Genomic DNA, 21,666 nt, shown 5'->3' with positions numbered 1-21,666 from the left:
GAACTAAAATGAAAAAAATACTACCCGCATTAATAACAGGTTTATTACTAAGCACTACAGCGCAAGCAGATGATGGCCCAGTAACAGCACAAAAGCTAAGTGAGCATGTATACGTACTATTTGGGCAAGGCGGTAATATTGCAGCAAGTGTAGGTGATGATGGCATTTATATTATTGATGATCAGTTTGCCAAACTCTCAGATGATATTAAAAAAACCATTAGCGATTTAAAACCAGGCAGTGCAGAGTTTGTTATTAATACTCACCATCATGGCGATCATACCGGTGGCAACGAGAACTTTGCTAAAGCGGGTGCGCACGTTATAGCGCACGACAATGTACACAAACGTCTAGAAGAGCAGCACGGGGAAGGGTCAGACTTTTTACCGCGCATTAGTTTTGGTCATGACTTAAAACTACATTTTAATAACGAACACGCCCATGTAGTGCATTACGAACATGCACACACCGATGGCGATTCGGTTATCTTTTTTAGTAACGACAACATAGTGCACATGGGCGACATTTACTTTAATTTTGGCAGCTTACCGTTTGTTGATGTAGATAGCGGCGGCAGCGTTGATGGGATTTTAGCGGCAGTAAACGATGTAGTTAATCAAATTGACGACAACACTAAAGTAATACCAGGACACGGCAAGGTAAGTGACCGTTCAGGACTGATAGCGTATGGTAAGCTAGTTCAAAACGCGAAAGACGTGATGCTAAAAGCAATGCAAAATAATGCAAGCTTAGAGCAAGTACTTAAAGCCGATCCATTGGCTGAGCTGAATCTTGAATACGCAGGCTGGTTACCAAAAGAGAAAGTAACCACACTTTTTTATCGTAGCTTAAAGTAGTACGCGTAACGTAAAAAACATGATACAAAGCTGAGTGTACTTTAACGTACATTCGGCTTTTATTTTCTTATGCCCAAAGGAGTTGTGTATGTCGGCAGAAAAAACCCATCTTGAAATTTGTAACTTAACCAGAGAGCAATATCCGCAAATTAAAACCTTGATGGATCAAGCGTATCCCGACTTAGGCGGTGCGTGGCCAAGTCATACCATTTTTAGATTAATAGACCAATTTCCTGAAGGGCAAATAGGTATTGTAGATGACGGCGTGCTGGTGGGCTTAGCATTAAGCGTGCAGGTTGATTACACGCGTTTTTCAAACCCGCATACATACGAAGATATTGCAGACGGTCACGACCGTGTATTTAGCGATACCGACGGCGATGCGCTATACGGCTTAGATGTTGCTATTAGCGAAAGTCACAGAGGCATGCGTTTAGGTCGTCGCCTTTATGATGCCCGTAAAGAATTGTGCCGCCAATATAACTTACGTGCTATTTTAGCAGGTGGGCGTATTCCGCGTTATTACAATCACAGCAGTGAAATGACGCCAATGGAATACATTGCAAAAGTAGATCAAAAAGAATTATACGATCCTATTTTGAGCTTTCAGTTATCTAACGATTTTCAGGTAAAACGCTTACTTAAAAAGTATTTACCGGAGGATCAAGAGTCCGTTGGTTACGCCACTTTACTTGAGTGGAATAACATCATGTATGAGCCAACCGACACAGTACTTGAGTCAACTAAATCAATCGTGCGAGTAGGTGCTGTGCAATGGCAAATGCGTTGTGTTGAATCGGTTGAAGAAATGCTAAAGCAGGTTGAATACTTTGTAGATACCGTATCTGACTACAAAAGTGACTTTATACTATTCCCTGAGTTTTTTAATGCGCCACTAATGGGCTTAGGAAATCAAAGCAACCAAACGGAAGCGATTCGTTATTTAGCGGAATATACCGAAACGTTTAAAAACGCCATGTCGCGTATGGCAATAGAATACAACGCTAATATTATTACCGGCTCTATGCCACTTGCCGAAGATGATAAAATTTATAACGTAAGTTACCTATGCCATCGTAGCGGTAAGATAGACGAGCAACGTAAAATACACATAACCCCGCATGAGCAAAACGATTGGGTTATTCAAGGCGGCGATAAAATTGCCGTGTTTGATACCGATGCCGGTCGTGTGGGTATTCAAATTTGTTACGATGTAGAGTTTCCTGAGCTTTCACGCATATTGGCCAAACAAGGGTTAGATATTCTGTTTGTGCCATTTTGGACTGATACTAAAAACAGTTATTTACGTGTGCGCCACTGTGCACAAGCGCGTGCAATAGAAAACGAATGTTATGTGGTTATTGCAGGCTCAGTAGGTAATTTACCAGAGGTAGAAAGCCTTGATGTGCAGTACTCACAATCGGCGGTATTAACGCCATCGGACTTTTCGTTCCCGCACGATGCAACACTTAACGAAGCCACACCAAACACCGAAATGCTGCTATTTAGTGACCTTGATATGGATAAGCTTAAAATACTTCACAGCGAAGGCACAGTGCGTAATTTAAAAGATCGCCGCGAAGATTTATACGAAGTGATTGTTAAAAAGAGAGACGTTTAATGGCGTGGGTGTACTTAATTATTGCTGGGTTACTTGAAATTGGCTGGCCGATTGGCTTAAAAATTTCGCAAAACGCTGATACTCGCTGGCAAGGTATAGCAATAGCGGTGGTATTTTTAGTCGCTAGTGGTTTTATGTTGTGGCTTGCACAAAGGCAAATATCAATGGGCACCTCATACGCCGTATGGACAGGTATTGGCGCCGCCGGTACATTTTTAGTGGGTATATTGTTTTATAACGATGCCGCTACATTTGGTCGTATTGCGGGAGTATTAATGATTATTAGTGGTGTGATAACACTAAAAATCAGCTCTTAGAACCAGTTCTTAAAGCTATAAAAACTATAACAGCGCAGGTATAAAAGCCTGCGCTTTTTTATGCCCTTAATTCGGCAACATAACCAAAACAGCGGCAATGGCTATGAGTATTAAGCCTGCTGTATCTTGTTTCTTAAGTGGCTGCTTTAACCAAAGAACGGCAATTAGCATGGTAAAAAACACTTCAACCTGTCCAAGTGTTTTAACGTAAGCAACGTGGTGTAAGCTCATTGCACTAAACCAGCCAATAGAACCGACACAACTAAAAACACTAATTGCGGCTGTAGTACCTTTGTATTGCCACAGTTTACTAAGTGTTTGCGGCTCTTTTAATAATAAATAGCCCAGTAGTATTAGTGTTTGTAAGCTAATTACAAACAGCAAAACCCAAGCTGCTGAGTGAGGAAATAATAATCCTGAATTTAAGCTCGCTTCTCGTACCCACAGCGATGTAAGTGCAAAGCAAGTACCACAAGCCAGTCCTAGTAATGCTGTTTTAGCATTAAAGTGTTTAACGCTTGTTATGCCGCTGAGTAGCAATACGGCAATAGCGCCAAAAAACACACCAAGCCAACCGAGCAAAGAAAGTGCCGAGCCAAAAAATAATACACCTAAAATAGCAGCTACTAACGCCTCGCTTTTGGCAAGACCAGCACCTACAGCGTAATTATTCATTTTAAATAACTTAACCATTAAACCAGTGGCAAGTATTTGCATCACACTTGCGCCTACAATAAATCCCCAAAAGGCATTATTAAACGTAGGCATGGCGGTATCTTGATATTGATACAAACCATATAAATACACGCCAGCAATAGGGCTTGCAATAATAAAGCGAGAGAGTGTTACGCCAGCAACACTCACATCGTTACTTAATTTACTTTGCAGGGCATTACGCCATGCTTGCATGAAGGCGGCTAAAAAAGTGAAAAATATCCAGGTCATGGTCGTCATCGTTAAAATGTAAGGCAGTAAAGTTAACAAGCTTTGTGAAGTAAAGCGATGCATTAACTATGATGTTGAATATTCATCATCTGCGACATTATGTCGCATGGGTTTGAGGATAAATTTAGCTATAGTAGGTCTGATGTTATTGTTAGCCGCCAGAGTTTGTCATAAAACGTATCTGGCGGCTTTTTTATTACGCTTATGCTAAATTATCCGAAACATCAAAAGGATAAATTATGACAACATTAGTTGTATGTGCATTACTTGCGGTATTAATGCCTTACTTTGCAAAAGTGCCGGTTGCTATAGCAATGGCAAAATTGGGTCGATACGACAATAAACACCCAAGGGCGCAACAAACAAAATTAACCGGCTTTGGTGCACGGGCGCTCGCTGCTCATCAAAACTGTTTTGAATCGCTTGCTGTTTTTGCTGTCGCTATTGCAGTTGTACTGGGCACTAACTCTGTAGGTGCAGTGACCGAAACGCTAGCGGTTACGCATATTGTGTCGCGTATTTTGTATTGCGTATTTTACTATATGAACCTAGATATAATTCGCTCATTAGTGTGGTTTATTGGTTTGGGTACAGCCATTGCCATGATTGTGCTGAGTTTGTAGGTTTATAGCGTAAAACCACAAAGCAAGCAGCCTAAAAGGGCGCTTGCTTTGTAGTCTTGAACAACTCGTGGCGTTAATGCGATACTTTAATTCGCTCAATTAAATCGGTAGGCGCCACTTCACTGTTAATCGCAAAATCTAGTTGTACAAGTACATCTTCAAAACCTGAATCTGATGCTTTATATTTCCATTTTGCTAGCGCTTCTTTCGCTGATTTATCAAAAGTATTTTTAGGTTTAGATTGAATAACACTAATGTTTTTTGTTTTACCGTTTGCTGCAATATCGTATTTTAATACAACAGAGCCGCTGATCCCTTGTTGAGCTGCTTGTATTGGGTAAGCAGGTTCAATGCGTATTGTTGGTGAAATGTGATCCTCTTTAGTCATTGCCTCTGGTTGCTTTGCAATCGCTAATCCGCTTAGCATACTTGCTGCTACAAGCAATAAGCCACCTTTAGCAAACTTTGAACGCTCCCCGCTGTGTTTTATATTAGTAAGTCGTTGTAACATGGTTTTTTTATCTCCGTAGTGTGAATAAGCCATAAGCCCTGTGGGCGTATTTGCCGCGCAGTTTATTAAGGCTTTGCTATATAAAATGTGTTGTTGTGTGGTTTTATTGCTAAGTACCCGTTCATCACAAGTCAGCTCTTGTAGACGGCGCATGCTTGCGTAACAAACCCAAGCTAGTGGGTTAAACCAAAGTAAAATAGTAGGTAGTAATATAAGTGCGTTTGTTAGGTTGTCTTTGCGTTTTATGTGTACGTTTTCGTGCTCTAAAATAAGCGCTAATGTGGCTTTATCAAACTGGGTATTGTAGTTACTCGGTAACACCAGCTTGCTGTTTAAAATACCGACCACCATTGGCGTGGCTACATGTTGGCTGGTATAGGCATTAACACCAGTGGCAAGAGTACCTTCAAATTGTGTTAACTCAGTTAACTGCGGGCTTTTAACAAAACGGGTATGTGTAATAAAACTAGCTATTAATAACCCTGCGGTAATAAGTACATACATGAGCGCCCAGCTAATACCCATTTCATGTGTAAAAGGCTGGTTAGGGGTGATTAAGTAACGGCTAATATTGCTATTTTGCAGTGGTTTAATCGCATTTGGTAAATTAGCAATCACCAATGCCGCAGGTAATAGCCATGCTAATTTATATACAAACCGCTAGCCAAGGGCTTTTAAAGCAAATAGCTCAAGTAAAATAAATCCACAAAACAAAATACTTAATAGTAATTGCTGCTCAATCAACCAATTAAAACCAGTTTGAATAACCATGTTAATCCCTTACTTTTGGTTTTTTTCCCAGTCATCTATAACTTTTTTAAGCTCGTTTATATCTTGCTGAGAAAGCTGCTCCGATTTAGCAAAACCGCTTACAAGTGGCGCAATACGTCCACTAAAAAAGCGCTCAATAAAGTTTTGGCTTTCTTTTAGGGTGTAGTCGGCGCGCTCCATACACGGCATATAAATATACTGGCGACCTTCTTTTTCAAATGTAAGTGCGCCTTTTTTTACTAGTCGGCCTAGTAGGGTTTTAATGGTTTTTTCGTGCCATTGCTTATCGTCGCTTAAGCGCTCAATTATTTGGCTCGCGGTGGCGGGGTAGTTAATCCAAAGTGCGTCGAGCACGTCAAACTCTGCTTTTGATAACTCAATCATGCTATTGCCTACAAGTGTAATCTTTAATTTAAGGCTACACCTGTAATCTATTTTTGCAAGTTTATTTTTAACTTTTTGAGATATAGTTAAGTGACTTGGTATTAGATTTTTGAAATATCGTTTTTATTAATTTGTATATATTGGTTTTCAGGTAGGTTTAGCTTTGAAAGGGTGAGGTCACTAAATTGCACTCTAAATAAGTCAATTACTTTGTATCCGTAGTAATGCGCCATTTTACGTATTTGTCTGTTTAGCCCTTGTTTTAAAACAATACTAAACTGATTACTGGCTATTTTATTTACCTCACAAGGCAGGGTTATGTGTTTATCAACGGGTACGCCTGCTGCCATTTTTTTACAAAAATCATCGTCTAAAGGCTTATTTACGGTGACTAAATAATGTTTAGGCTGGTGGAAGTCAGGATGTATTAGTTGATTACAAAAATCCCCATCGTTGGTCAAAATAAGCAAACCGCGAGAGTCTTTATCTAATCGACCAATAGGGTAAACACGGGTGAGTGTGGGCAAATGGTGAATAAGGCTGGCAGGGTCATCAATATTTAATTTACAGTCAATACCTACTGGTTTGTGGTACGCAAAATAAACTAAATCGGCAGCACCTTTAATTTCTTTTTCGTTCACTATTATTGTGTCTTGCTCATCAACGTGATCTATATGATTTGCTGGGCGATTATTTACAGTCACCACACCTTCATCAATTAAACGCGATGCCTGTTTACGAGAGCAAATACCTGCATGGGCAATATATTTAGCGAGTCGAATTTTTGTGATCATAACGTGTGACGCCAGCGGCTAATAAAAATTTGATCGCGATTATAGCAAAGCTGCGTATCGATAATGCTAAATATAAAAAGGTAAACATGATGGGTATTAAATTTTCACAGTTAAAAAAGCACGAACCGCTACAAAAAGTTATTGTTCACTCTTTAGATATGGCGCTTTATCAAGTATCAGTAATGATTAATAACGTTGAATATTATGTAACAGAAGACAGCGGTGAGTTTTTAAGAGCACTCAGCCCACTGCATGTACAAAAACGTTTTGAAAAAATAGCGTACGCACAGATGATGTTAAGGCAAACAAGCGCTTACGACGAAATGTGCGGTCAGCCGGATAAAACCAGCAGCAATATGCTTGAAGTACCTTACGGTAAAAATAATCTTTATTGATAGCACTAGTTTGCTAGGGCCTTATATGGACTCCCCGTAAATGTCAAAAAGAAAAAGTTAAAATAAATTTAGATGCTAGCTTATATACGGGCTCAAATGAGGGGCTACCTCTGGCCTCTTATGTATTCGCACCTTCATGACTATTCTGTTGAGCAGTTTATGAAACTTCAGACCCTAACAGTCTATTGAAGGTTGGTCTTACCTATTTTAAGCGCTCTTATTGACAAATTTTAAGCCGCAAGTAATTGTGGCTGGTATTCTTTATTATGCTTTTGCATTGCAAAAGCCGTTCTTATCGTTTTATTCGCTAAAGCAATTGCTGCGACTTTCTTTCCTCGACGCGCGGTTAATGCTTTTAACCATACATCTTTTTCACTGCGACTTTCTCTTTTTTCTAGTTGGGAAACAACAGCTAATGCACCTTTAAACAAAGCACTTCGCAGCTTCTTATTTCCTATCACTTTAGATATCGAGCCTATTTTTTCTTTACCACCACTGCTATGTTGTACAGGTGTTAGACCAAAGCAAGCGGCGGCTTCTCGACCACTTTTGAAATGTGTCGCATTACCTAGCGCTATTTTTATCAAGATTGCACAGACTGGGCCGACTCCCTCTAAGGCTTGTAAGCGATTGCAGGCTTTATCTTCTTTAACTATTTCATGCAGTTGTTTTTCAATCAGCTTTGCTTCTTCAATTGTCTCCTTAAAGCGTTGAAAAAGGAGGTGAATTGAAAAGCGAAATGAGGATGTTAAACTATTTTCTGCGTCTTCTAGTATCTCTGGTATAGCGTGAATTAATGGGGTATCACCTTGAGCTATTGGGTACCCTAACTCCAAAAGCAAGCCTCTGAGTTGATTACTTAAACTTACTTTTTGTTTGACCAATAAATCACGCATACATTCAATGCCTTGCAGGCATTGGTCCTGCACTGAAAGTAATCGGCTTTCTTTAATATGAGGCTGACGAGCGGCAACAGAAATAGCCAGTGCATCATTAGCATCTGTTTTTTGTCCTTGACGAAATGCTTTTACTTGTCGTGCATTAATTGCTTTTACTTGATGACCAGCTTGTTTAGCAAAGCGTGCCCAATAATGTGTTCCGCCACACGACTCCATAGCAACTAAAGATTGCTTCTCTTTAATTAACAACTCTTTAAGTTTAGCTCTTGTGATTGCTTTGTTATAAATAACGTTTCCATTTTTATCTGTTTTGCAGACCTGGAATAAATTTTTTGCTAAATCAATTGCGATTACATTACAATCAAACATGTATGGGCTCCTTGGTAAAAGTTTGGTCGCTTATTACGTTACTCCTGAGGGAAGTGGGAGTCCATACATCTGTTGACCTTTCAGGATTAAAATTTGTTCAATCTAGGGGCTATTTAATCGCGGCGCGAGGTTTGTGACCTAGTGGGCTAAGTAAAAACCGAGCAACAAAGAGTAAATTGCCCCTAGGCAGAACCCTTCGGGCAGCGTATGTTTGGCATTTGTGCTACGTTATTGCCTATTTATGGGGAATAACCACACTACATAGGCTCTGCCTTGCCTAAATACCAAACATACTGCTGCAAATTTAACCTCGAAAGATAAACAGGCCCTAATATCCGCTTTTTAAGGGCGATAAATGTATCAATTAAAAGTAGATAATACCGATGCGTTAAACTCAGCGCTTCGCGCACAAATGGTTGAATTTAACGCCGAGCATTTTGATGTGCAAAGAGTGCCATTAGCCTATAAATTTACTGATGAGCAGGGCGAGCTTGTTGCCGGTATTAGTGGGTGTGTGTTTGGAAACTGGCTGATGATTAGTTGGCTTTGGTGTAGCGATAGTGCGCGAGGTAAAGGGCTTGCAGATAAACTGCTAACGGCACTTGAACAAGCAGCTATTGAGCTAGGTGCTACAACTGCTCAGCTTGATACACTTGATTTTCAAGCAAAACCCTTTTATGAAAAGCGCGGTTATAGTGTTAAGTATCAACTTAATAATTACCCACGCTCAGGTACGCGTTACTTTATGGAAAAACCACTTTAATTTTTGCTGGCTATTTTGCTTTTAGTGGCTCGCCTTCAAAGGTAATACCTAAAAAAGGTGTTGCCTCTGGTGCTAACATAAACGTGCGAATGTTCATATGATCATCCCCTTTAGGGTTTTGCAGCACGTCTTCTCGGTAAAACTTACCAAAACAATCCAACGTATTTTGTTTACTTAAATCGTTTAATTTAGCAAACGCAAAAATTTTACACGAGCCGTTGTTCTCACTCGCAGCGCTAAGTAATCCATGGTTATTAAAGCCACATGCAGTAAAGTCGTAATTTGCTTCTATCACGGCCATTGTATCGGTAAATTGAATGCTTTTTGGGTTTTCAGCAAGTGCTTTTAAATAGTTATTTAGTGTCATGTGTTACCTTTGGGTTTTTAATTATTTAGCGCTCAACTCTAGCTCATCTGTTTGCTGATTTATATTGAATTTAAATCGCGATAAAAAGTTCATTCCTAGCAAACCTTGCCCACGGGTGTTTTCAATGCTTAGCACTTCAAAGCCGTAAATAATTTGCGAGCCCACTTTAAACGATTCAATTTGATAACGCTTTACAACAATTTGACCATTTGCTGTATTTACCGTTACATCGCCTAAATATAAAGGCTGTGGCGAAATTTGCTCAATTATACTTGTAGGTAGTGAGGTTACGCTTGCGCCTGTATCAATCATTAGTTCGGTTGATAGGTTATTATTTATTTCGGTGTTTATTAAGTAATGCGCGCCGTAAGGCGTTAAAGCAACAAAGTCGTCTTGCGATTGTGCTTTATTGATCATCGCTTGCAGTGTTTGCACTTGGCTTTTTAGATTGTGCTGGTTTGGCATTCGATCAAGGGTTGCTTGTGCGCTAATTAAATCGCCTTGCTGATAGTAGGCATACGCAAGCGGATATAAAAACTGCGCGTTATCGCTTTTATAATCAAGCCAAATTTGTGTTTGCTCAATAATAGCTTGCCAATTTTGTTGCTCAGTTAATGTGTGTAATTCGTTTTGAGTGAGCGTATTTAAACGCGTATTTACATTACTTTGCTGATCAGCAGGTTGTAATGAATTAAGCTCAAATAAAGCAATAATGGCATTTTGTGTTTGCTCGCTATTTATTAAATACTCAACCTGTAAATTAAGTAACTCTACGTTATAAGGGCTGTTATTTAATAGCGCATTGAGAAATGATTCGCTGAGTAATAAATTGCTATTTAGCCATGTTTTAAGCTGCACTAGCCACGATGAATAAAGGTTTTTTGCGATTTCTGGATTGCTGTTTTTGAGTTGTTGATAGCTACTAAGTGCGGCTTCAAATTGGTGTTTTTTAAACTGCTGCTTTGCCGTATTTAATAGCGTATTTTGTTGTTTAGGCGATATGCTTTTTTCAGCACCTTGCGTTTTTTGTACTTTGGTTGGCGCGGGCTGCGGCCACAATAAATAAGCGTTAAGGCTAAGTGAGCCAATTAATAGCAAGGTAATTAGCTTGGTATAGTGGCTCATTGTGACCTCTTATTTAATGCAATTGGTATTATTTAATAAAGTGCGTTAAGGCATGAATATTGGCTATTTCAATATCAGCCAGCCCTTTATAAGCATAATTGGCGCCTTGATCGTTTAACCATACCGATTGGCAACCGGCATTATTTGCGCCTTGTACGTCGGTATCTAGGCTATCGCCAATGTGTAAAATTTCACTTTTAGCAACGTTTAAGTGCTCGGCGGCTTTATCAAATAAGGTGCTGTGAGGTTTTGCTTTACCGTGCATACCGGCTTGTAATACAAGCTCAAATTTATCGTGTAAGTTAAAGCGTTCAATTTCAACATTACCATTAGTTATAGCAACCAGCGTAAAGTGCTGGGCTAAGTTATCTAGCAGCTTTAGTACGTCGTCGGTTACCACTATTTTACTGCGCGCATTGGCAAAGGCGTTATAGGCAGCATCGGCATGATGCTCTACCTCTTGCTCGTTCAAATCTAGTTTAGAGAGGGCTAAGCGCAGTGTATGTTGGCGCCATTTAGTGACGTTATCAGCAAGTTCAGGTAACTTTAATACGGCCTCATTGCGGCATTGTTGCCAGTATTTTGGGCCTTGGGCTAAGTAGCTCGGGAGCGCGTTTAAATAATTTTGCTGCGCTTTAACGGCTGCTTTTATAATAGGATGGTTGCTGTATAGCGTGTCGTCTAAATCAAAGCTCATGACAGAAAATGGCTTAATAGCACGATTAAATCGGATCATATTACTTCCTAATCAGTTCGTTTTTTTGCGCGAGGATGGGTATTGTCGTACACCTTGGCTAAATGTTGAAAATCTAAATGCGTATACACTTGTGTAGCCGACAAACTACTGTGCCCTAGTAACTCTTGCACGGCGCGTAAATCACCAGATGATTCTAAAATATGTGACGCAAACGAGTGGCGTAACTTATGCGGGTGAACCTGCGAGCTAATGCCTTGTTTTATTCCCCACTCTTGCATACGCAGACGCACTTGGCGAATTGAAATACGATTTTTTTGGCTACTTAAAAATACGGCTGTTTGATCGGGCTTTGCAAACTGAGGGCGTATTGTGAGCCATTTTTTTAGTGCGTCTAACGCTTTTTTACCAACCGGAATTAACCGCTCTTTATTGCCTTTACCACGCACTAAAATTTCGCCATTGGCAGCGCTAATATCTTGCATGTTAGCGCCAACTAACTCGCTTATACGCAGCCCTGATGAATACATCAACTCCATCATCGCTTTATCTCTAATTGCGAGAGGTTCGTCGTCGGGTATTTCGAGTAAGCGTGCCATTTGATCTACATCGAGATTTTTAGGTAGAGGCTTCGCAAACTTAGGGCCTTTTATACCTATTGCCGGATTATGGTAGTGCGATTGCTCGGCAATATTTTTTGCTTTTAAAAACTTATACAAGCTGCGAATACAACTGAGCTTTAAGCTAATTGTACGGCCACTTAATTGTTTTGAGCGCAGCGCCATGCTGTAGCGGCGAATATGCTCGCCTTGCACGCCAAACCAGTCGTCACACAATTTGCTAAAATAAAGGGCAGCAAAGCCAAGTTGGCTTACGTATTGGTTAACTGTGTGCGCTGAATATTGTTTTTCAAACTTTAAATAATCGCTAAATAGCGTTATGGGTGCGCGCCAGTTGTCGCTTAACTCAGTGGTATTAGGCGCATCGTCACTCATGCTAGTTTTTGTAACCGCAGATGTAATGCGTTTATAAAGTCGAGTACAAAAAGATTATCTTGAGCGGGCTCAAAATGGTTTACGTTACTGCTACCAAACGCCAAAATAGCGATAGGGTGCTTGGTGTCGCCAATTAAATAAATAGCGACGGATTGTGTATCTTCACTAAATAATTGTTCGCGCTCTTGTTTATTAATTCGCCCTAAATAATGCCCTGAATGGGTAAGGCGATGCGCAATAAGCTCGTCGTACTCGGGGTTATATTTTACTAATTTGCAGTCGTTAACATCTTCACTTGAGCAGATTATATTGCGTAGGTTATTTGCAAGAGTGTCAAAATCGTCATGATTCCAAAGCTGGCGATGGCACTGGCTAAACAAACGATATACAAGCTCGTTTTGCGTTGCATGCTTGCTCATGGCGTCTATTTGGCTTTTTAAAAGCGTGTTGTGCTCGCGTAATTGGCGTTGCTGAATATGTACCAGCGACGTTGCACCTTGAGCTTGCTGTTGCAGCTCAAGTTGTGCGAGTAGCTCGGGGTGATGAACTAAAAAGTCAGGATGTTGATGTAAGTAATCAATAACCTGTTCTTTACTTAGCTCGCTCATAGCGCTACTTGCCCGTCGAACACATGCTCTGCGGGGCCAGTCATGCGTACTGGGTGACCTTCGCCACTCCAACGTACTTGTAAGCTACCGCCTGGTAAATCTACTTGAACAGTTGTTGATAACTTATTTTGCATATGACCAATCACCATTGCTGCACACGCACCTGTGCCACAGGCTAGGGTTTCGTTAACGCCGCGCTCCCACACTCTTAATTTAATGTGTTCATGCGATACAACTTGCATAAAGCCAATGTTCGCTTTTTGCGGAAAACGTTCGTGGTTTTCAAGTAATGGACCCAATATATCAACTTGCGCGGTGGTTACGTCGTCAACTTCTAGCACGCAATGCGGGTTACCCATAGATACCGCGCCACTAAATACAGTGTGTTCTTCGGTTCTAATAATATAAGTAAGCTCACGCTTGCTCGCTTTTAAAGGGATTTTACTTGGCTCAAAATTTGGATGACCCATGTTAACCGTTACTTGACCGTCTTTTTCTATGTAGAGCGTTAAGTTGCCCGACTTGGTCGACACAGTAATTTTATGCTTGTTAGTAAGGCCCTTCATACGTACAAAGCGGGCAAAACAGCGTGCGCCGTTACCGCATTGTTCTACTTCGGTACCATCGGCATTAAATATTCGATAATGAAAGTCGAGATCAGGAGAGTACGGCGCTTCAACCATCAGCAATTGGTCAAAGCCAATGCCAAAATGGCGATCTGCCAGTTTTTTGATTTGATCTCGCGACAAAAAAACATTTTGTGTAATGTTATCAATCACAACAAAGTCGTTGCCTAAGCCGTGCATTTTGGAAAAATTAACTAACATAGCGCTCTAATTCGGTTTTGCTCTGTGCTAATCATGCCACAGAGCAGCTAGTAGACAAAAACGTTTATGGTAAAACTTTCTCACCCTGATAAAGGCTTTCAATAGTTTCGCGTTCACGAATAAGATGATGCTGCTGACCATCTACCATAATTTCTGCAACACGCGGGCGCGAGTTGTAGTTTGAGCTCATTGTAAAGCCATATGCACCCGCACTTCGTTGTGCAAGTAAATCGCCTTGTTTAAGCGCTAGATCGCGGTCTTTTCCTAAAAAGTCGCCGGTTTCGCACACCGGACCCACAATATCAAAGTTGTGAGTAGGTGTTTCGTCGTCGCGAACGGATACCGGAATAATTTTTTGCCACGCTTGATAAAGCGCAGGGCGAAGCATATCGTTCATACCAGCATCTACAATTGCAAAAAACTTGTCTTGGTTTTGTTTAATAAATTCAACTTGAGTGACCAAAATACCTGCGTTAGCTGCAATAGCGCGCCCTGGTTCAAAAATAAGTTCAAGATGTTTGTAGTTAGCTAAGCGTTCGGTAACTTGCGCTGCATATTCACTTGGGTGTGGTGGTTGCTCGTTGTCGTATGGCACGCCTAAACCGCCACCAATGTCTAAGTGAGTTAGCTCAATACCGTTGGTTTTTAGCTCATCAATAAGCGCCATTAATTTATCAAGGGCTTCTAAAAAAGGTCTAACTTGCGTTAATTGAGAGCCAATATGGCAATCGACACCAATTACTTTTAAACCAGGTAAAGCCGCTGCTTGTTGATAAACACTCAGCGCAGTTTGTATATCAATACCAAATTTATTTTCTTTTAAACCGGTAGAAATATACGGATGTGTTTTTGCATCTATATCGGGGTTTACGCGAATAGAGATAGGCGCTTCTAGATTTAGCTCACAAGCCACTTCAGAAATACGCTCAAGCTCAGACGCCGACTCTACATTAAAACATTTAATGCCCAGTTTTAATGCGTAAGCTATTTCGTCAGACGTTTTAGCCACGCCTGAAAAAACCACTTTAGAGGCATCCCCTCCCGCTTTAATTACACGCGCTAGTTCGCCTTTAGATACAATATCGAAACCTGATCCTAAGCGCGCTAATATATTAAGTACGGCAATATTTGAGTTTGCTTTTACAGCGTAACATACCAAGCTTTTATGATTTTTAGTGGCGTTAGCAAATGCTAAGTAATGGCGCTCAAATGTAGCACGCGAGTATACATAACACGGCGTGCCGTATTGCTGCGCTATGCTTGCTACGCTGACGTCTTCGGCAAATAATTGGTTGTTTTTGTAGTTAAAATAATCCATTTATTGCTCCTGACTTTGCGATGTTTTAGCTTGCTCAGCGGTAGTGGCTGGTTTAGCTGTATTTTGAGGTTGGTTTTGCTCTGTTTTTTGCTCTGGTAAATATAACGGACCGCTTTGTCCGCAGCCAGCTAAGGCGCTTAACAGTACAGTGCTTATTAATAGTCTTTTTAATTGTAAGGTATGTGTCGCTTTCATTAGATTAATACGGTTGCTGGCTTTATAATCGCAGAGTAACAGAATATCTAAAAAATGCAGCTATTCGCGGATGATTTTATTCCTGTTACACTAAGGCTTGTTTATCTCTCGAGGTTGAATTTGCGCTGCCCGTTGGGTTCGCCCTAGGAACGATTTGCTCTTTGTTGCTCGGTTTTAACTTAGTCCACTAGGTTACAAACCTCGCGCCGCGATTAAATCGCCCCTAGATAGAACAAATTTCAATCCTGAAAGGTTAACAGGCCCTAGCTGCACATTTTTAAAGCTAATTTAAAGCTAAAACGTACCCAATATTAGGCGGCTCGCCTGCAAAGGAAATAACAATGACTGAACACGAATATCACCAATTAGCCGAAGCTCTTATGTTCACTATTGAAGAGCAGGTTGATGATTGCGAAGCTGATTTAGATTATGAATCGGCACAAGGTATTTTAGAAATTATTTTTCCTGATAAAAGTAAAATAGTGATCAATAAGCAAGCACCTCTTCATCAAGTATGGGTTGCGACTAAGTTTAACGGACATCATTTTGAAATGCGTGATGGGTTATGGATTGATAACCGCTCTGGCGCTGAATTTTGGGCGTTTATAAATGAAGCCTCAACTCGCCAAGCAGGCCAAGAAGTTAAGTGGCAATCATCACTATGAGTTTAGAATTTGTAGAATATGCAGCCCAGAGTGAACACAAAGCAACGGTTATTTGGTTACATGGTTTAGGTGACTCTGGGGATGGTTTTGCGCCAGTAGCCCCGCAGCTAAATTTACCAAGCGAGCTTGGTATACGGTTTATTTTTCCGCATGCGCCAGTGCAACCGGTCACCATAAATGGTGGTATGGAAATGCGCTCTTGGTACGATATTAAGTCTATAGAATTAGATAAGCGTGCCGATGAACAAGGCGTAAGAGATTCTGCTGCAAAGGTAGAAGAGTTAATTAATAAAGAAATTGCTAATGGCATACCTGCTAATAAAATTATTTTAGCTGGTTTTTCTCAAGGTGGTGTTGTGTCTCTGCATTTAGCACCGCGCTTTGAGCAAAAGCTTGGGGGTGTTATGGCGCTTTCTACTTATATGTGTGTGCCACACAAATTTGCTGATGAAGCAAAACATACTGATTTAAACGTATTTATGGCTCATGGTAGCCAAGATAACGTTGTACCGCATAGTGCGGGAAGAAGTGCGTTTGAAGTATTAACAGCACATAACATGGATGTAAGCTGGCAAGAATACCCAATGGCTCACCAAGTTTGCGCAGAAGAATTGCAAGCTATTCGCCAATGGTTAATTGCTCGTTTAAGCTAATTTTGGAACCGCTGAGGTCAATATGAGTCAAAAAATAGTTATTAAAGCAAATGTTAAACGCGAACTACAAGAGAGTGTACCAACGGTAAGCTACGAGTGGAATTGGCGTCGTATTGTGAGTATTGCTATGTTGGTATTAATGACCTCTGCAGCAGTTGTGTATGGCTTAACAACGTCAGCCAGTGCAGAGCAAGGTGAGCATCCAAATGAGCAGGAGCAATTTTTAAGCTTTAGCAGTAACGCTCAAAACCAGGCAAGCGTTGAAGTAACGGATGTTGAGCTTGAATCATCAGTAAACAATACCCCTAATGAATCTGCAGAGGTAATGCAAGCTCGGATTGAACCGTTGTCAGCTGAGCAAAATGAGGCTCAACTAAGCATTTCAAGTAATACATCTGATGAAGCTGAGCTTGTAAATAATCCCCCTGTTTTATTGGCTAACAACGATAGTGTTACTGAACAAAGCGAAAGCATTAATACAGAGTTAAACTCAAACCTTGATAATGATGTGCAAGAAGAAACCGCAGAAGCTCAAAACGTAGCTGAGCTAGCCAGTCAAAGCGACTTACTTTTAGAGTTAGAAAGTGATGATGGCGCATTGAGTGGCACTGAAGGTTTTTCGCCGACAGCACAAGTGGCAAGTGTGGCTTTGGGCGCGCAAATAGACACGGGTAAAATTAGCCGTGCGGTACTTACTCGTAAAGTAAGTAAGCGTGAGCCCACTAATGTGTTTGCTGCTGATATTAGATTAAGTCAGTTTGATGAAGGCGTATCGTTTTTTAGTGAGATTAAAAATCTTCAAGGCCAGCAAGTTAAGCATGTTTGGTCGTTTGAAGGTGAAACTATGGCTGAAATTACACTTAATGTTACTTCGCCTCGCTACAGAACGTACTCAACAAAAAATATCATGGACACACAAACAGGCCATTGGCGTGTTGATGTAGTTGATGAGCAAGGCAATTTAATTGCCCAAAAAGAGTTTAGAATTTTAGCTGACTAAAACTAGCTAAACGCAGTAATTAATTGGATATCCCTATGACAGAAAAAACAAAATTAGTACGCATCGCAACGCGCAAAAGCGCCTTAGCACTTTGGCAGGCCGAATTTGTAAAAGCAGAGCTTGAGCGTTTCCATGCAGATGTGCGCGTAGAATTAGTCCCAATGTCGACGCAAGGGGATATAATTTTAGATACGCCATTGGCTAAAATTGGCGGTAAAGGCTTATTTGTTAAAGAGCTAGAGCAAGCTATGTTAGATGGCCGAGCTGATATTGCCGTGCATTCTATGAAGGACGTGCCAGTAGAGTTCCCAGAAGGATTAGAGCTGTATACTATTTGTGAGCGTGAAGATCCGCGTGATGCGTTTGTATCAAACAATTTTGCAAATTTAAACGAGCTACCACAGGGCGCCATTGTGGGTACTTCGAGCTTACGCCGCCAGTGCCAAATTAAAGCACTTCGCCCTGATTTAGATATTCGTGATTTGCGCGGTAATGTAAATACGCGTTTAGGTAAATTAGATGATGGCCAATACGATGCTATTATTTTAGCGGCAGCGGGGCTTATTCGTTTAAAAATGAGTAAGCGTATTGCTGACTACATTGAGCCAGAAGTGTCATTACCGGCAAATGGTCAAGGCGCTGTAGGTATTGAATGTCGTATGGATGATGAAGTAACAAAAGCATTACTTGCACCACTTGAGCATACCCAAACACGTATTCGCGTAAATGCAGAGCGTTCGATGAACCGCTATTTAGAAGGTGGTTGCCAAGTTCCTATTGGTGCTTATGCATTAGTTGATGGCGAGCAGGTACATTTGCGTGGTTTAGTGGGTGCTGTTGATGGCAGCGAAATTTTACGTGACGAAGTAACAGGTCATGTAAATGACGCAAAAGAACTAGGTATTGAGCTTGCTAAAAAATTACTAGCTCAAGGCGCAGACAAAATATTAGCTGAAGTTTATAGAGACGCATAAATGACACATATTCTGATAACTCGGCCCGAAGGAAAAGGCGCAGCCCTTGCACAGCAACTTGAGCAAGCGGGTTATCAGGCGTCTTTATTTCCGGTATTAAAAATAACGCATTTAACACCCTCCAGCACTGAACTTAGTCCGCTGTTAAATGCAGATAAAATAATATTTATATCGCAAGATGCAGTCAGTGCACTTTCGCAATTAAAACCCGATATAAACACCAAAGCGCAGTTTTATGCGGTTGGACAACAAACAGCCGACATTATATATGAGCAATTTGGTGTGCGCGCAGCAGTACCAAAGCAGTATGATTCAGAAGGGTTGCTTGCGCTCAAATCACTCGCCGAGGTTGATGGCAGTAATATAGTGTTAGTTAAGGGGCAAGGTGGCCGTCCTGAGTTAGCTAAAACGCTCAAAGAGCGCGGTGCTTTTTTAAATAATTGTGTTGTGTACAAACGTGAACCGACAGAGAGTATTACCTCTAACTGGACAGACCACTGGAAAAGCCAGAATGTACACGGTATAGTCATAACAAGTAATGCAGCAGTTGATGCTATATTTAAAAGCCTTACTGCACACCAACTACAATGGTTACAACAGTGCCGATTTTATGTTGCTAGCGAGCGTATAGCCGCTTATTTAAAGCTGCAACAGGTAAGTTCGGCTAATATACACATTGCAGCAGGGGCTAGCGATAATGCTATGTTTACCTGCATAAATCAGCAAGGTAGCAACATGAGCGAACAGTCAAAGCCAGTTACGGCAGAAAAAGCCACATCAACAATAGCTAACCCGGCCTCAGCTAAATCAGCTAAGCAAGAGCCAGCAGCTACAAAAAATACGACAGAAAAAAACAAACAAAAGGTAAGTAAGCTTGCAGCACTTGCGCTTCTTATTTCGTTAATTGTGGCCTCTGGTGTTGGATACGAGTTTTATCAAAAATTAAATGCTGGTAAGGCGCAAAACCTAGCCGTTAATGAGTTAAGCGAGCAAAATAAGTTACTCGTTCAAGAGCTGCAAGCACTTAAATCGGCGCAATCTAATTTGCAGCAATCGCTGTTTAATAGTGAGAAAAAAGTAGCCGCAACCCTAAGTGAAAGTGCAGCTCAAAATCAGCAAGAGCTAAAAGCAGCCCTGCAAAAAGCGCAGCAACAAGGCTCGTCTTTAAACCCACAAGAAGTAACCAGCTTACAGCGTATGGCTGAATTTAAATTATGGGCTGAAAAAGATTACCAAGGCACTAGTGCTGTTTTAAAGCGCTTAGATGCATTACTTAGCGAACACCCAGGAACAGTTGAAGTTCGCCAAGCTATTATGCAAGACATACAAACACTTGATAGCCTTAAACCTATAGCAACAGAGGCTATTTATTTACAGCTAAACAGTGCACTTAATAGCGTTGATAATTTAGTTTTTAATGCGGTTAACTTGCCAGAAGAAGCGGCTGCAATAGATGAAAATGCTTTAAGTGATGACGTGAGTGATTGGCAGCAAAACCTGAGTAATAGCTGGAATAAAATTGTGGATAGCTTTATTACTATTCGCCAGCACGAAGGTGTTTCCATTGAGCCATTACTTACAGATCAAGAGCGCCATTTAATTAATCAACGAATCAAGCTTAATATAACTCAGGCACAAGATGCACTTATGAGTAAGCAGGCGAGTATTTTCTTTAGCGCCTTAAGTGAAGCAAAACGTTTAGTTGGTGAGTACTTTAAGCAAGACGATGATGCAACCAAAACGGTACTTAAAACGTTGTCTAAACTCGAAAAAGAGCAGCTTAATTTTAATCCAAAAATAACCTTAAATAGTACACAAAAGGTTAAGGAGTGGGCGCAATGATAGGGCTAATTATTTTAATTGTAGCTATTGTTGTACTAGCGGTTACTCCATTTGTGCTAGATGAAAAAGGTTATGTACTTATTTCATTTAACAATACGACGATAGAAGGCACGATAGTATCGTTTTGTATAATGGCAGTCATTACCGCTGTTGTTTTATATTTAACATATAAGCTAATCCGCTACTTATTATCGATTTATCATAATACTAAACATGGCTTTTTTGCACGTAGCCAAGAGCGCAAACAAGTAGCTATTGAGCAGGCTCTGTGGAGTGCTATTAATGATGATTATGAGCATGTAGAGCAGGCTCTATCGGGTAATAGCGTACCAGATAAGTTTGAAGATATTCGCTTAGCATTACTTGCAAAAGCAGCGCTTGCTAATAATCAAACAGATAAAGCACTTGAGCGTTTATTTGAAATAAGCCCAGAGCATCAATTAAAAGTAGCAAAGCTATGGTTGGCAAGTGGCGACAGTAGCGCGATTGAATCACAAATGCGTATTAGCGCAGAAGCTAAAAAAGCCACCGCACTTGAGTTAAAACTTTATGCAGAAGTATTAGTACAGCAACAACACTTTAGTGCGCTGGAAGATTTTTTGCCGCGTTTATTACGCAAAAAAGCACTTACTGATGCACAGTGGACGCAGTTATTTAGTGCCTACTTTAATGCGTTAGATGCAGACAAACTGAGTGAAAAATATAAACAGCTACCGAAAAAGCTGCAAGCTCATGCCCACACCGCATATTTAATGCAAATGGCGCAAGCAGGTCAATTGGCTGCTATTGAAAGTGACTTAATTAAAATGGTTAAGCACAATGAGCAACACTTAGAGCTTGCCAATATATTAAGTAAAGCAACAGCAGCCGATGCAGCTAAGTTGCAAATAAGCATTCAAGAACGCCTTAAAAAGGATGATTCAAATAATTCACTATTACTTGCGCTAGCTTGCCTTGCTAATGCTAAGGGTGATTATGACTTAGCAGCTAGAATTTTTGATAAAGCACTGAATAGTGAAAATAAAAAACAGTTCTCTGAACAAGCTGTGTTGAGTTATAAAAATAGTGCACAGGCAGAAAAGGCGCTCGTTTTATATCAATAAATGACTACACTATAACTACTTAGCATTTTTTGTAGTTCAGGAGCACAAGCA

At 40.6% G+C, this 21,666-nt stretch carries 24 protein-coding genes and 1 pseudogene; 12 read left to right on the top strand and 13 right to left on the bottom strand.

The genetic code is table 11. The annotated features are described in order from the left end of the window. Positions 1–8: 8 nt before the first annotated feature. From RB214_RS16450 to RB214_RS16440, 3 genes are all read left to right on the top strand, one after another. Positions 9–857 carry an MBL fold metallo-hydrolase gene (locus RB214_RS16450; protein ID WP_039486908.1) on the top strand — a complete coding sequence of 283 codons (849 nt, stop codon included), beginning with the start codon at positions 9–11 and terminating at the stop codon, positions 855–857. A gap of 88 nt (positions 858–945) precedes the next feature. Continuing rightward, positions 946–2,478: a bifunctional GNAT family N-acetyltransferase/carbon-nitrogen hydrolase family protein gene (locus RB214_RS16445; protein ID WP_024595458.1), complete on the top strand. Its 1,533-nt coding sequence runs from the start codon at positions 946–948 to the stop codon at positions 2,476–2,478. Then, positions 2,478–2,795, top strand: coding sequence for a multidrug efflux SMR transporter (locus RB214_RS16440; RefSeq protein ID WP_002962354.1), 318 nt, complete (start codon positions 2,478–2,480; stop codon positions 2,793–2,795). The genes RB214_RS16445 and RB214_RS16440 overlap by 1 nt, the downstream gene beginning before the upstream one ends. 66 nt (positions 2,796–2,861) lie before the next feature. Here the strand turns inward: RB214_RS16440 and RB214_RS16435 are convergent, their stop codons facing one another. Then, complete coding sequence (locus tag RB214_RS16435; RefSeq protein ID WP_375144348.1) at positions 2,862–3,740, bottom strand: EamA family transporter; 879 nt, start codon at positions 3,738–3,740, stop codon at positions 2,862–2,864. Between the two features lie 239 nt (positions 3,741–3,979). Between RB214_RS16435 and RB214_RS16430 the strand changes: the two genes are divergently transcribed. Next, the gene (locus tag RB214_RS16430) at positions 3,980–4,363 is read left to right on the top strand and encodes an MAPEG family protein (protein WP_165743255.1); all 384 of its coding nucleotides are present in this window, start codon (positions 3,980–3,982) and stop codon (positions 4,361–4,363) included. Between the two features lie 73 nt (positions 4,364–4,436). On the opposite strand, the pseudogene RB214_RS16425 reads toward RB214_RS16430, so the two are convergent. The 3 genes and pseudogenes from RB214_RS16425 to RB214_RS16415 form a co-directional block, all read right to left on the bottom strand. Next, positions 4,437–5,645: pseudogene (locus tag RB214_RS16425) on the bottom strand (TonB family protein). Positions 5,646–5,654: 9 nt separating this feature from the next. Beyond that, entirely contained in the window at positions 5,655–6,029 is a 375-nt protein-coding gene (locus RB214_RS16420) for a BlaI/MecI/CopY family transcriptional regulator (RefSeq protein WP_007580531.1), read from the bottom strand. A 101-nt stretch (positions 6,030–6,130) separates the two neighbouring features. Beyond that, positions 6,131–6,823, bottom strand: a complete 693-nt coding sequence (locus tag RB214_RS16415) for a pseudouridine synthase (RefSeq protein ID WP_309167818.1) — start codon at positions 6,821–6,823, stop codon at positions 6,131–6,133. 89 nt (positions 6,824–6,912) lie between these two features. On the opposite strand from RB214_RS16415, the gene RB214_RS16410 reads away from it, so the two are divergent. Further along, positions 6,913–7,218: a DUF6482 family protein gene (locus RB214_RS16410; protein ID WP_002961002.1), complete on the top strand. Its 306-nt coding sequence runs from the start codon at positions 6,913–6,915 to the stop codon at positions 7,216–7,218. 230 nt (positions 7,219–7,448) lie between these two features. On the opposite strand, the gene RB214_RS16405 is transcribed toward RB214_RS16410, so the two are convergent. After that, positions 7,449–8,486 (bottom strand): IS110 family transposase, encoded by a 1,038-nt coding sequence (locus RB214_RS16405; RefSeq protein ID WP_309167389.1) that lies wholly within the window; start codon positions 8,484–8,486, stop codon positions 7,449–7,451. Between the two features lie 355 nt (positions 8,487–8,841). On the opposite strand from RB214_RS16405, the gene RB214_RS16400 reads away from it, so the two are divergent. Continuing rightward, on the top strand, positions 8,842–9,249 hold the full coding sequence (locus RB214_RS16400) for a GNAT family N-acetyltransferase (protein WP_309167817.1): 408 nt from the start codon (positions 8,842–8,844) through the stop codon (positions 9,247–9,249). A gap of 10 nt (positions 9,250–9,259) precedes the next feature. On the opposite strand, the gene RB214_RS16395 is transcribed toward RB214_RS16400, so the two are convergent. The 8 genes from RB214_RS16395 to RB214_RS16360 all read right to left on the bottom strand — a co-directional run bounded on the left by RB214_RS16395 (position 9,260) and on the right by RB214_RS16360 (position 15,378). After that, a complete protein-coding gene (locus RB214_RS16395) occupies positions 9,260–9,616 on the bottom strand; it encodes a HopJ type III effector protein (RefSeq protein ID WP_002960998.1) in 357 nt (118 codons plus the stop codon). 21 nt (positions 9,617–9,637) lie between these two features. Then, positions 9,638–10,741, bottom strand: a complete 1,104-nt coding sequence (locus tag RB214_RS16390; RefSeq protein WP_309167816.1) for a retroviral-like aspartic protease family protein — start codon at positions 10,739–10,741, stop codon at positions 9,638–9,640. A gap of 28 nt (positions 10,742–10,769) precedes the next feature. Next, entirely contained in the window at positions 10,770–11,477 is a 708-nt protein-coding gene (locus tag RB214_RS16385; protein WP_309167815.1) for an HAD-IA family hydrolase, read from the bottom strand. An 8-nt stretch (positions 11,478–11,485) separates the two neighbouring features. Then, on the bottom strand, positions 11,486–12,430 hold the full coding sequence (locus RB214_RS16380) for a tyrosine recombinase XerC (RefSeq protein WP_024605938.1): 945 nt from the start codon (positions 12,428–12,430) through the stop codon (positions 11,486–11,488). Next, positions 12,427–13,038 carry a DUF484 family protein gene (locus RB214_RS16375; RefSeq protein ID WP_024605937.1) on the bottom strand — a complete coding sequence of 204 codons (612 nt, stop codon included), beginning with the start codon at positions 13,036–13,038 and terminating at the stop codon, positions 12,427–12,429. The genes RB214_RS16380 and RB214_RS16375 overlap by 4 nt, the downstream gene beginning before the upstream one ends. Beyond that, on the bottom strand, positions 13,035–13,865 hold the full coding sequence (gene dapF / locus RB214_RS16370) for a diaminopimelate epimerase (protein ID WP_007580548.1): 831 nt from the start codon (positions 13,863–13,865) through the stop codon (positions 13,035–13,037). Before dapF ends, RB214_RS16375 begins: the two co-directional genes overlap by 4 nt. Before the next feature lie 64 nt (positions 13,866–13,929). Beyond that, entirely contained in the window at positions 13,930–15,183 is a 1,254-nt protein-coding gene (lysA, locus tag RB214_RS16365) for a diaminopimelate decarboxylase (protein WP_024605936.1), read from the bottom strand. Beyond that, complete coding sequence (locus RB214_RS16360; protein WP_024605935.1) at positions 15,184–15,378, bottom strand: lipoprotein; 195 nt, start codon at positions 15,376–15,378, stop codon at positions 15,184–15,186. It abuts the gene before it with no gap. 341 nt (positions 15,379–15,719) lie between these two features. Here RB214_RS16360 and cyaY point away from each other — a divergent pair, with 341 nt between their 5' ends. From cyaY to RB214_RS16330, 6 genes are read left to right on the top strand one after another with little or no spacing between them, the layout of a single operon-like run. Then, entirely contained in the window at positions 15,720–16,043 is a 324-nt protein-coding gene (gene cyaY / locus RB214_RS16355; protein WP_002960979.1) for an iron donor protein CyaY, read from the top strand. Next, positions 16,040–16,696: an alpha/beta hydrolase gene (locus tag RB214_RS16350; protein WP_182733921.1), complete on the top strand. Its 657-nt coding sequence runs from the start codon at positions 16,040–16,042 to the stop codon at positions 16,694–16,696. The genes cyaY and RB214_RS16350 overlap by 4 nt, the downstream gene beginning before the upstream one ends. 22 nt (positions 16,697–16,718) lie before the next feature. Next, positions 16,719–17,696, top strand: a complete 978-nt coding sequence (locus RB214_RS16345; RefSeq protein WP_309167814.1) for a DUF2914 domain-containing protein — start codon at positions 16,719–16,721, stop codon at positions 17,694–17,696. A 35-nt stretch (positions 17,697–17,731) separates the two neighbouring features. Continuing rightward, positions 17,732–18,670, top strand: coding sequence for a hydroxymethylbilane synthase (gene hemC / locus RB214_RS16340; RefSeq protein WP_309167813.1), 939 nt, complete (start codon positions 17,732–17,734; stop codon positions 18,668–18,670). Further along, positions 18,671–20,512, top strand: coding sequence for a uroporphyrinogen-III synthase (locus tag RB214_RS16335; RefSeq protein ID WP_309167812.1), 1,842 nt, complete (start codon positions 18,671–18,673; stop codon positions 20,510–20,512). Continuing rightward, positions 20,509–21,615 (top strand): heme biosynthesis HemY N-terminal domain-containing protein, encoded by a 1,107-nt coding sequence (locus RB214_RS16330; protein WP_309167811.1) that lies wholly within the window; start codon positions 20,509–20,511, stop codon positions 21,613–21,615. The genes RB214_RS16335 and RB214_RS16330 overlap by 4 nt, the downstream gene beginning before the upstream one ends. Positions 21,616–21,666 lie beyond the last annotated feature (51 nt).

It is taken from the genome of Pseudoalteromonas sp. HL-AS1 (assembly GCF_031198785.1).
Lineage (GTDB): Bacteria > Pseudomonadota > Gammaproteobacteria > Enterobacterales > Alteromonadaceae > Pseudoalteromonas > Pseudoalteromonas distincta.
This window is presented reverse-complemented; position numbering and strand designations above follow the sequence as displayed.

Coding starts and splice junctions, on each gene's coding strand:
- RB214_RS16450 (WP_039486908.1), top strand. CDS start 9: ATGAAAAAAATACTACCCGCATTAATAACAGGTTTATTACTAAGCACT.
- RB214_RS16445 (WP_024595458.1), top strand. CDS start 946: ATGTCGGCAGAAAAAACCCATCTTGAAATTTGTAACTTAACCAGAGAG.
- RB214_RS16440 (WP_002962354.1), top strand. CDS start 2,478: ATGGCGTGGGTGTACTTAATTATTGCTGGGTTACTTGAAATTGGCTGG.
- RB214_RS16435 (WP_375144348.1), bottom strand. CDS start 3,740: ATGACCTGGATATTTTTCACTTTTTTAGCCGCCTTCATGCAAGCATGG.
- RB214_RS16430 (WP_165743255.1), top strand. CDS start 3,980: ATGACAACATTAGTTGTATGTGCATTACTTGCGGTATTAATGCCTTAC.
- RB214_RS16420 (WP_007580531.1), bottom strand. CDS start 6,029: ATGATTGAGTTATCAAAAGCAGAGTTTGACGTGCTCGACGCACTTTGG.
- RB214_RS16415 (WP_309167818.1), bottom strand. CDS start 6,823: ATGATCACAAAAATTCGACTCGCTAAATATATTGCCCATGCAGGTATT.
- RB214_RS16410 (WP_002961002.1), top strand. CDS start 6,913: ATGGGTATTAAATTTTCACAGTTAAAAAAGCACGAACCGCTACAAAAA.
- RB214_RS16405 (WP_309167389.1), bottom strand. CDS start 8,486: ATGTTTGATTGTAATGTAATCGCAATTGATTTAGCAAAAAATTTATTC.
- RB214_RS16400 (WP_309167817.1), top strand. CDS start 8,842: ATGTATCAATTAAAAGTAGATAATACCGATGCGTTAAACTCAGCGCTT.
- RB214_RS16395 (WP_002960998.1), bottom strand. CDS start 9,616: ATGACACTAAATAACTATTTAAAAGCACTTGCTGAAAACCCAAAAAGC.
- RB214_RS16390 (WP_309167816.1), bottom strand. CDS start 10,741: ATGAGCCACTATACCAAGCTAATTACCTTGCTATTAATTGGCTCACTT.
- RB214_RS16385 (WP_309167815.1), bottom strand. CDS start 11,477: ATGATCCGATTTAATCGTGCTATTAAGCCATTTTCTGTCATGAGCTTT.
- RB214_RS16380 (WP_024605938.1), bottom strand. CDS start 12,430: ATGAGTGACGATGCGCCTAATACCACTGAGTTAAGCGACAACTGGCGC.
- RB214_RS16375 (WP_024605937.1), bottom strand. CDS start 13,038: ATGAGCGAGCTAAGTAAAGAACAGGTTATTGATTACTTACATCAACAT.
- dapF (WP_007580548.1), bottom strand. CDS start 13,865: ATGTTAGTTAATTTTTCCAAAATGCACGGCTTAGGCAACGACTTTGTT.
- lysA (WP_024605936.1), bottom strand. CDS start 15,183: ATGGATTATTTTAACTACAAAAACAACCAATTATTTGCCGAAGACGTC.
- RB214_RS16360 (WP_024605935.1), bottom strand. CDS start 15,378: ATGAAAGCGACACATACCTTACAATTAAAAAGACTATTAATAAGCACT.
- cyaY (WP_002960979.1), top strand. CDS start 15,720: ATGACTGAACACGAATATCACCAATTAGCCGAAGCTCTTATGTTCACT.
- RB214_RS16350 (WP_182733921.1), top strand. CDS start 16,040: ATGAGTTTAGAATTTGTAGAATATGCAGCCCAGAGTGAACACAAAGCA.
- RB214_RS16345 (WP_309167814.1), top strand. CDS start 16,719: ATGAGTCAAAAAATAGTTATTAAAGCAAATGTTAAACGCGAACTACAA.
- hemC (WP_309167813.1), top strand. CDS start 17,732: ATGACAGAAAAAACAAAATTAGTACGCATCGCAACGCGCAAAAGCGCC.
- RB214_RS16335 (WP_309167812.1), top strand. CDS start 18,671: ATGACACATATTCTGATAACTCGGCCCGAAGGAAAAGGCGCAGCCCTT.
- RB214_RS16330 (WP_309167811.1), top strand. CDS start 20,509: ATGATAGGGCTAATTATTTTAATTGTAGCTATTGTTGTACTAGCGGTT.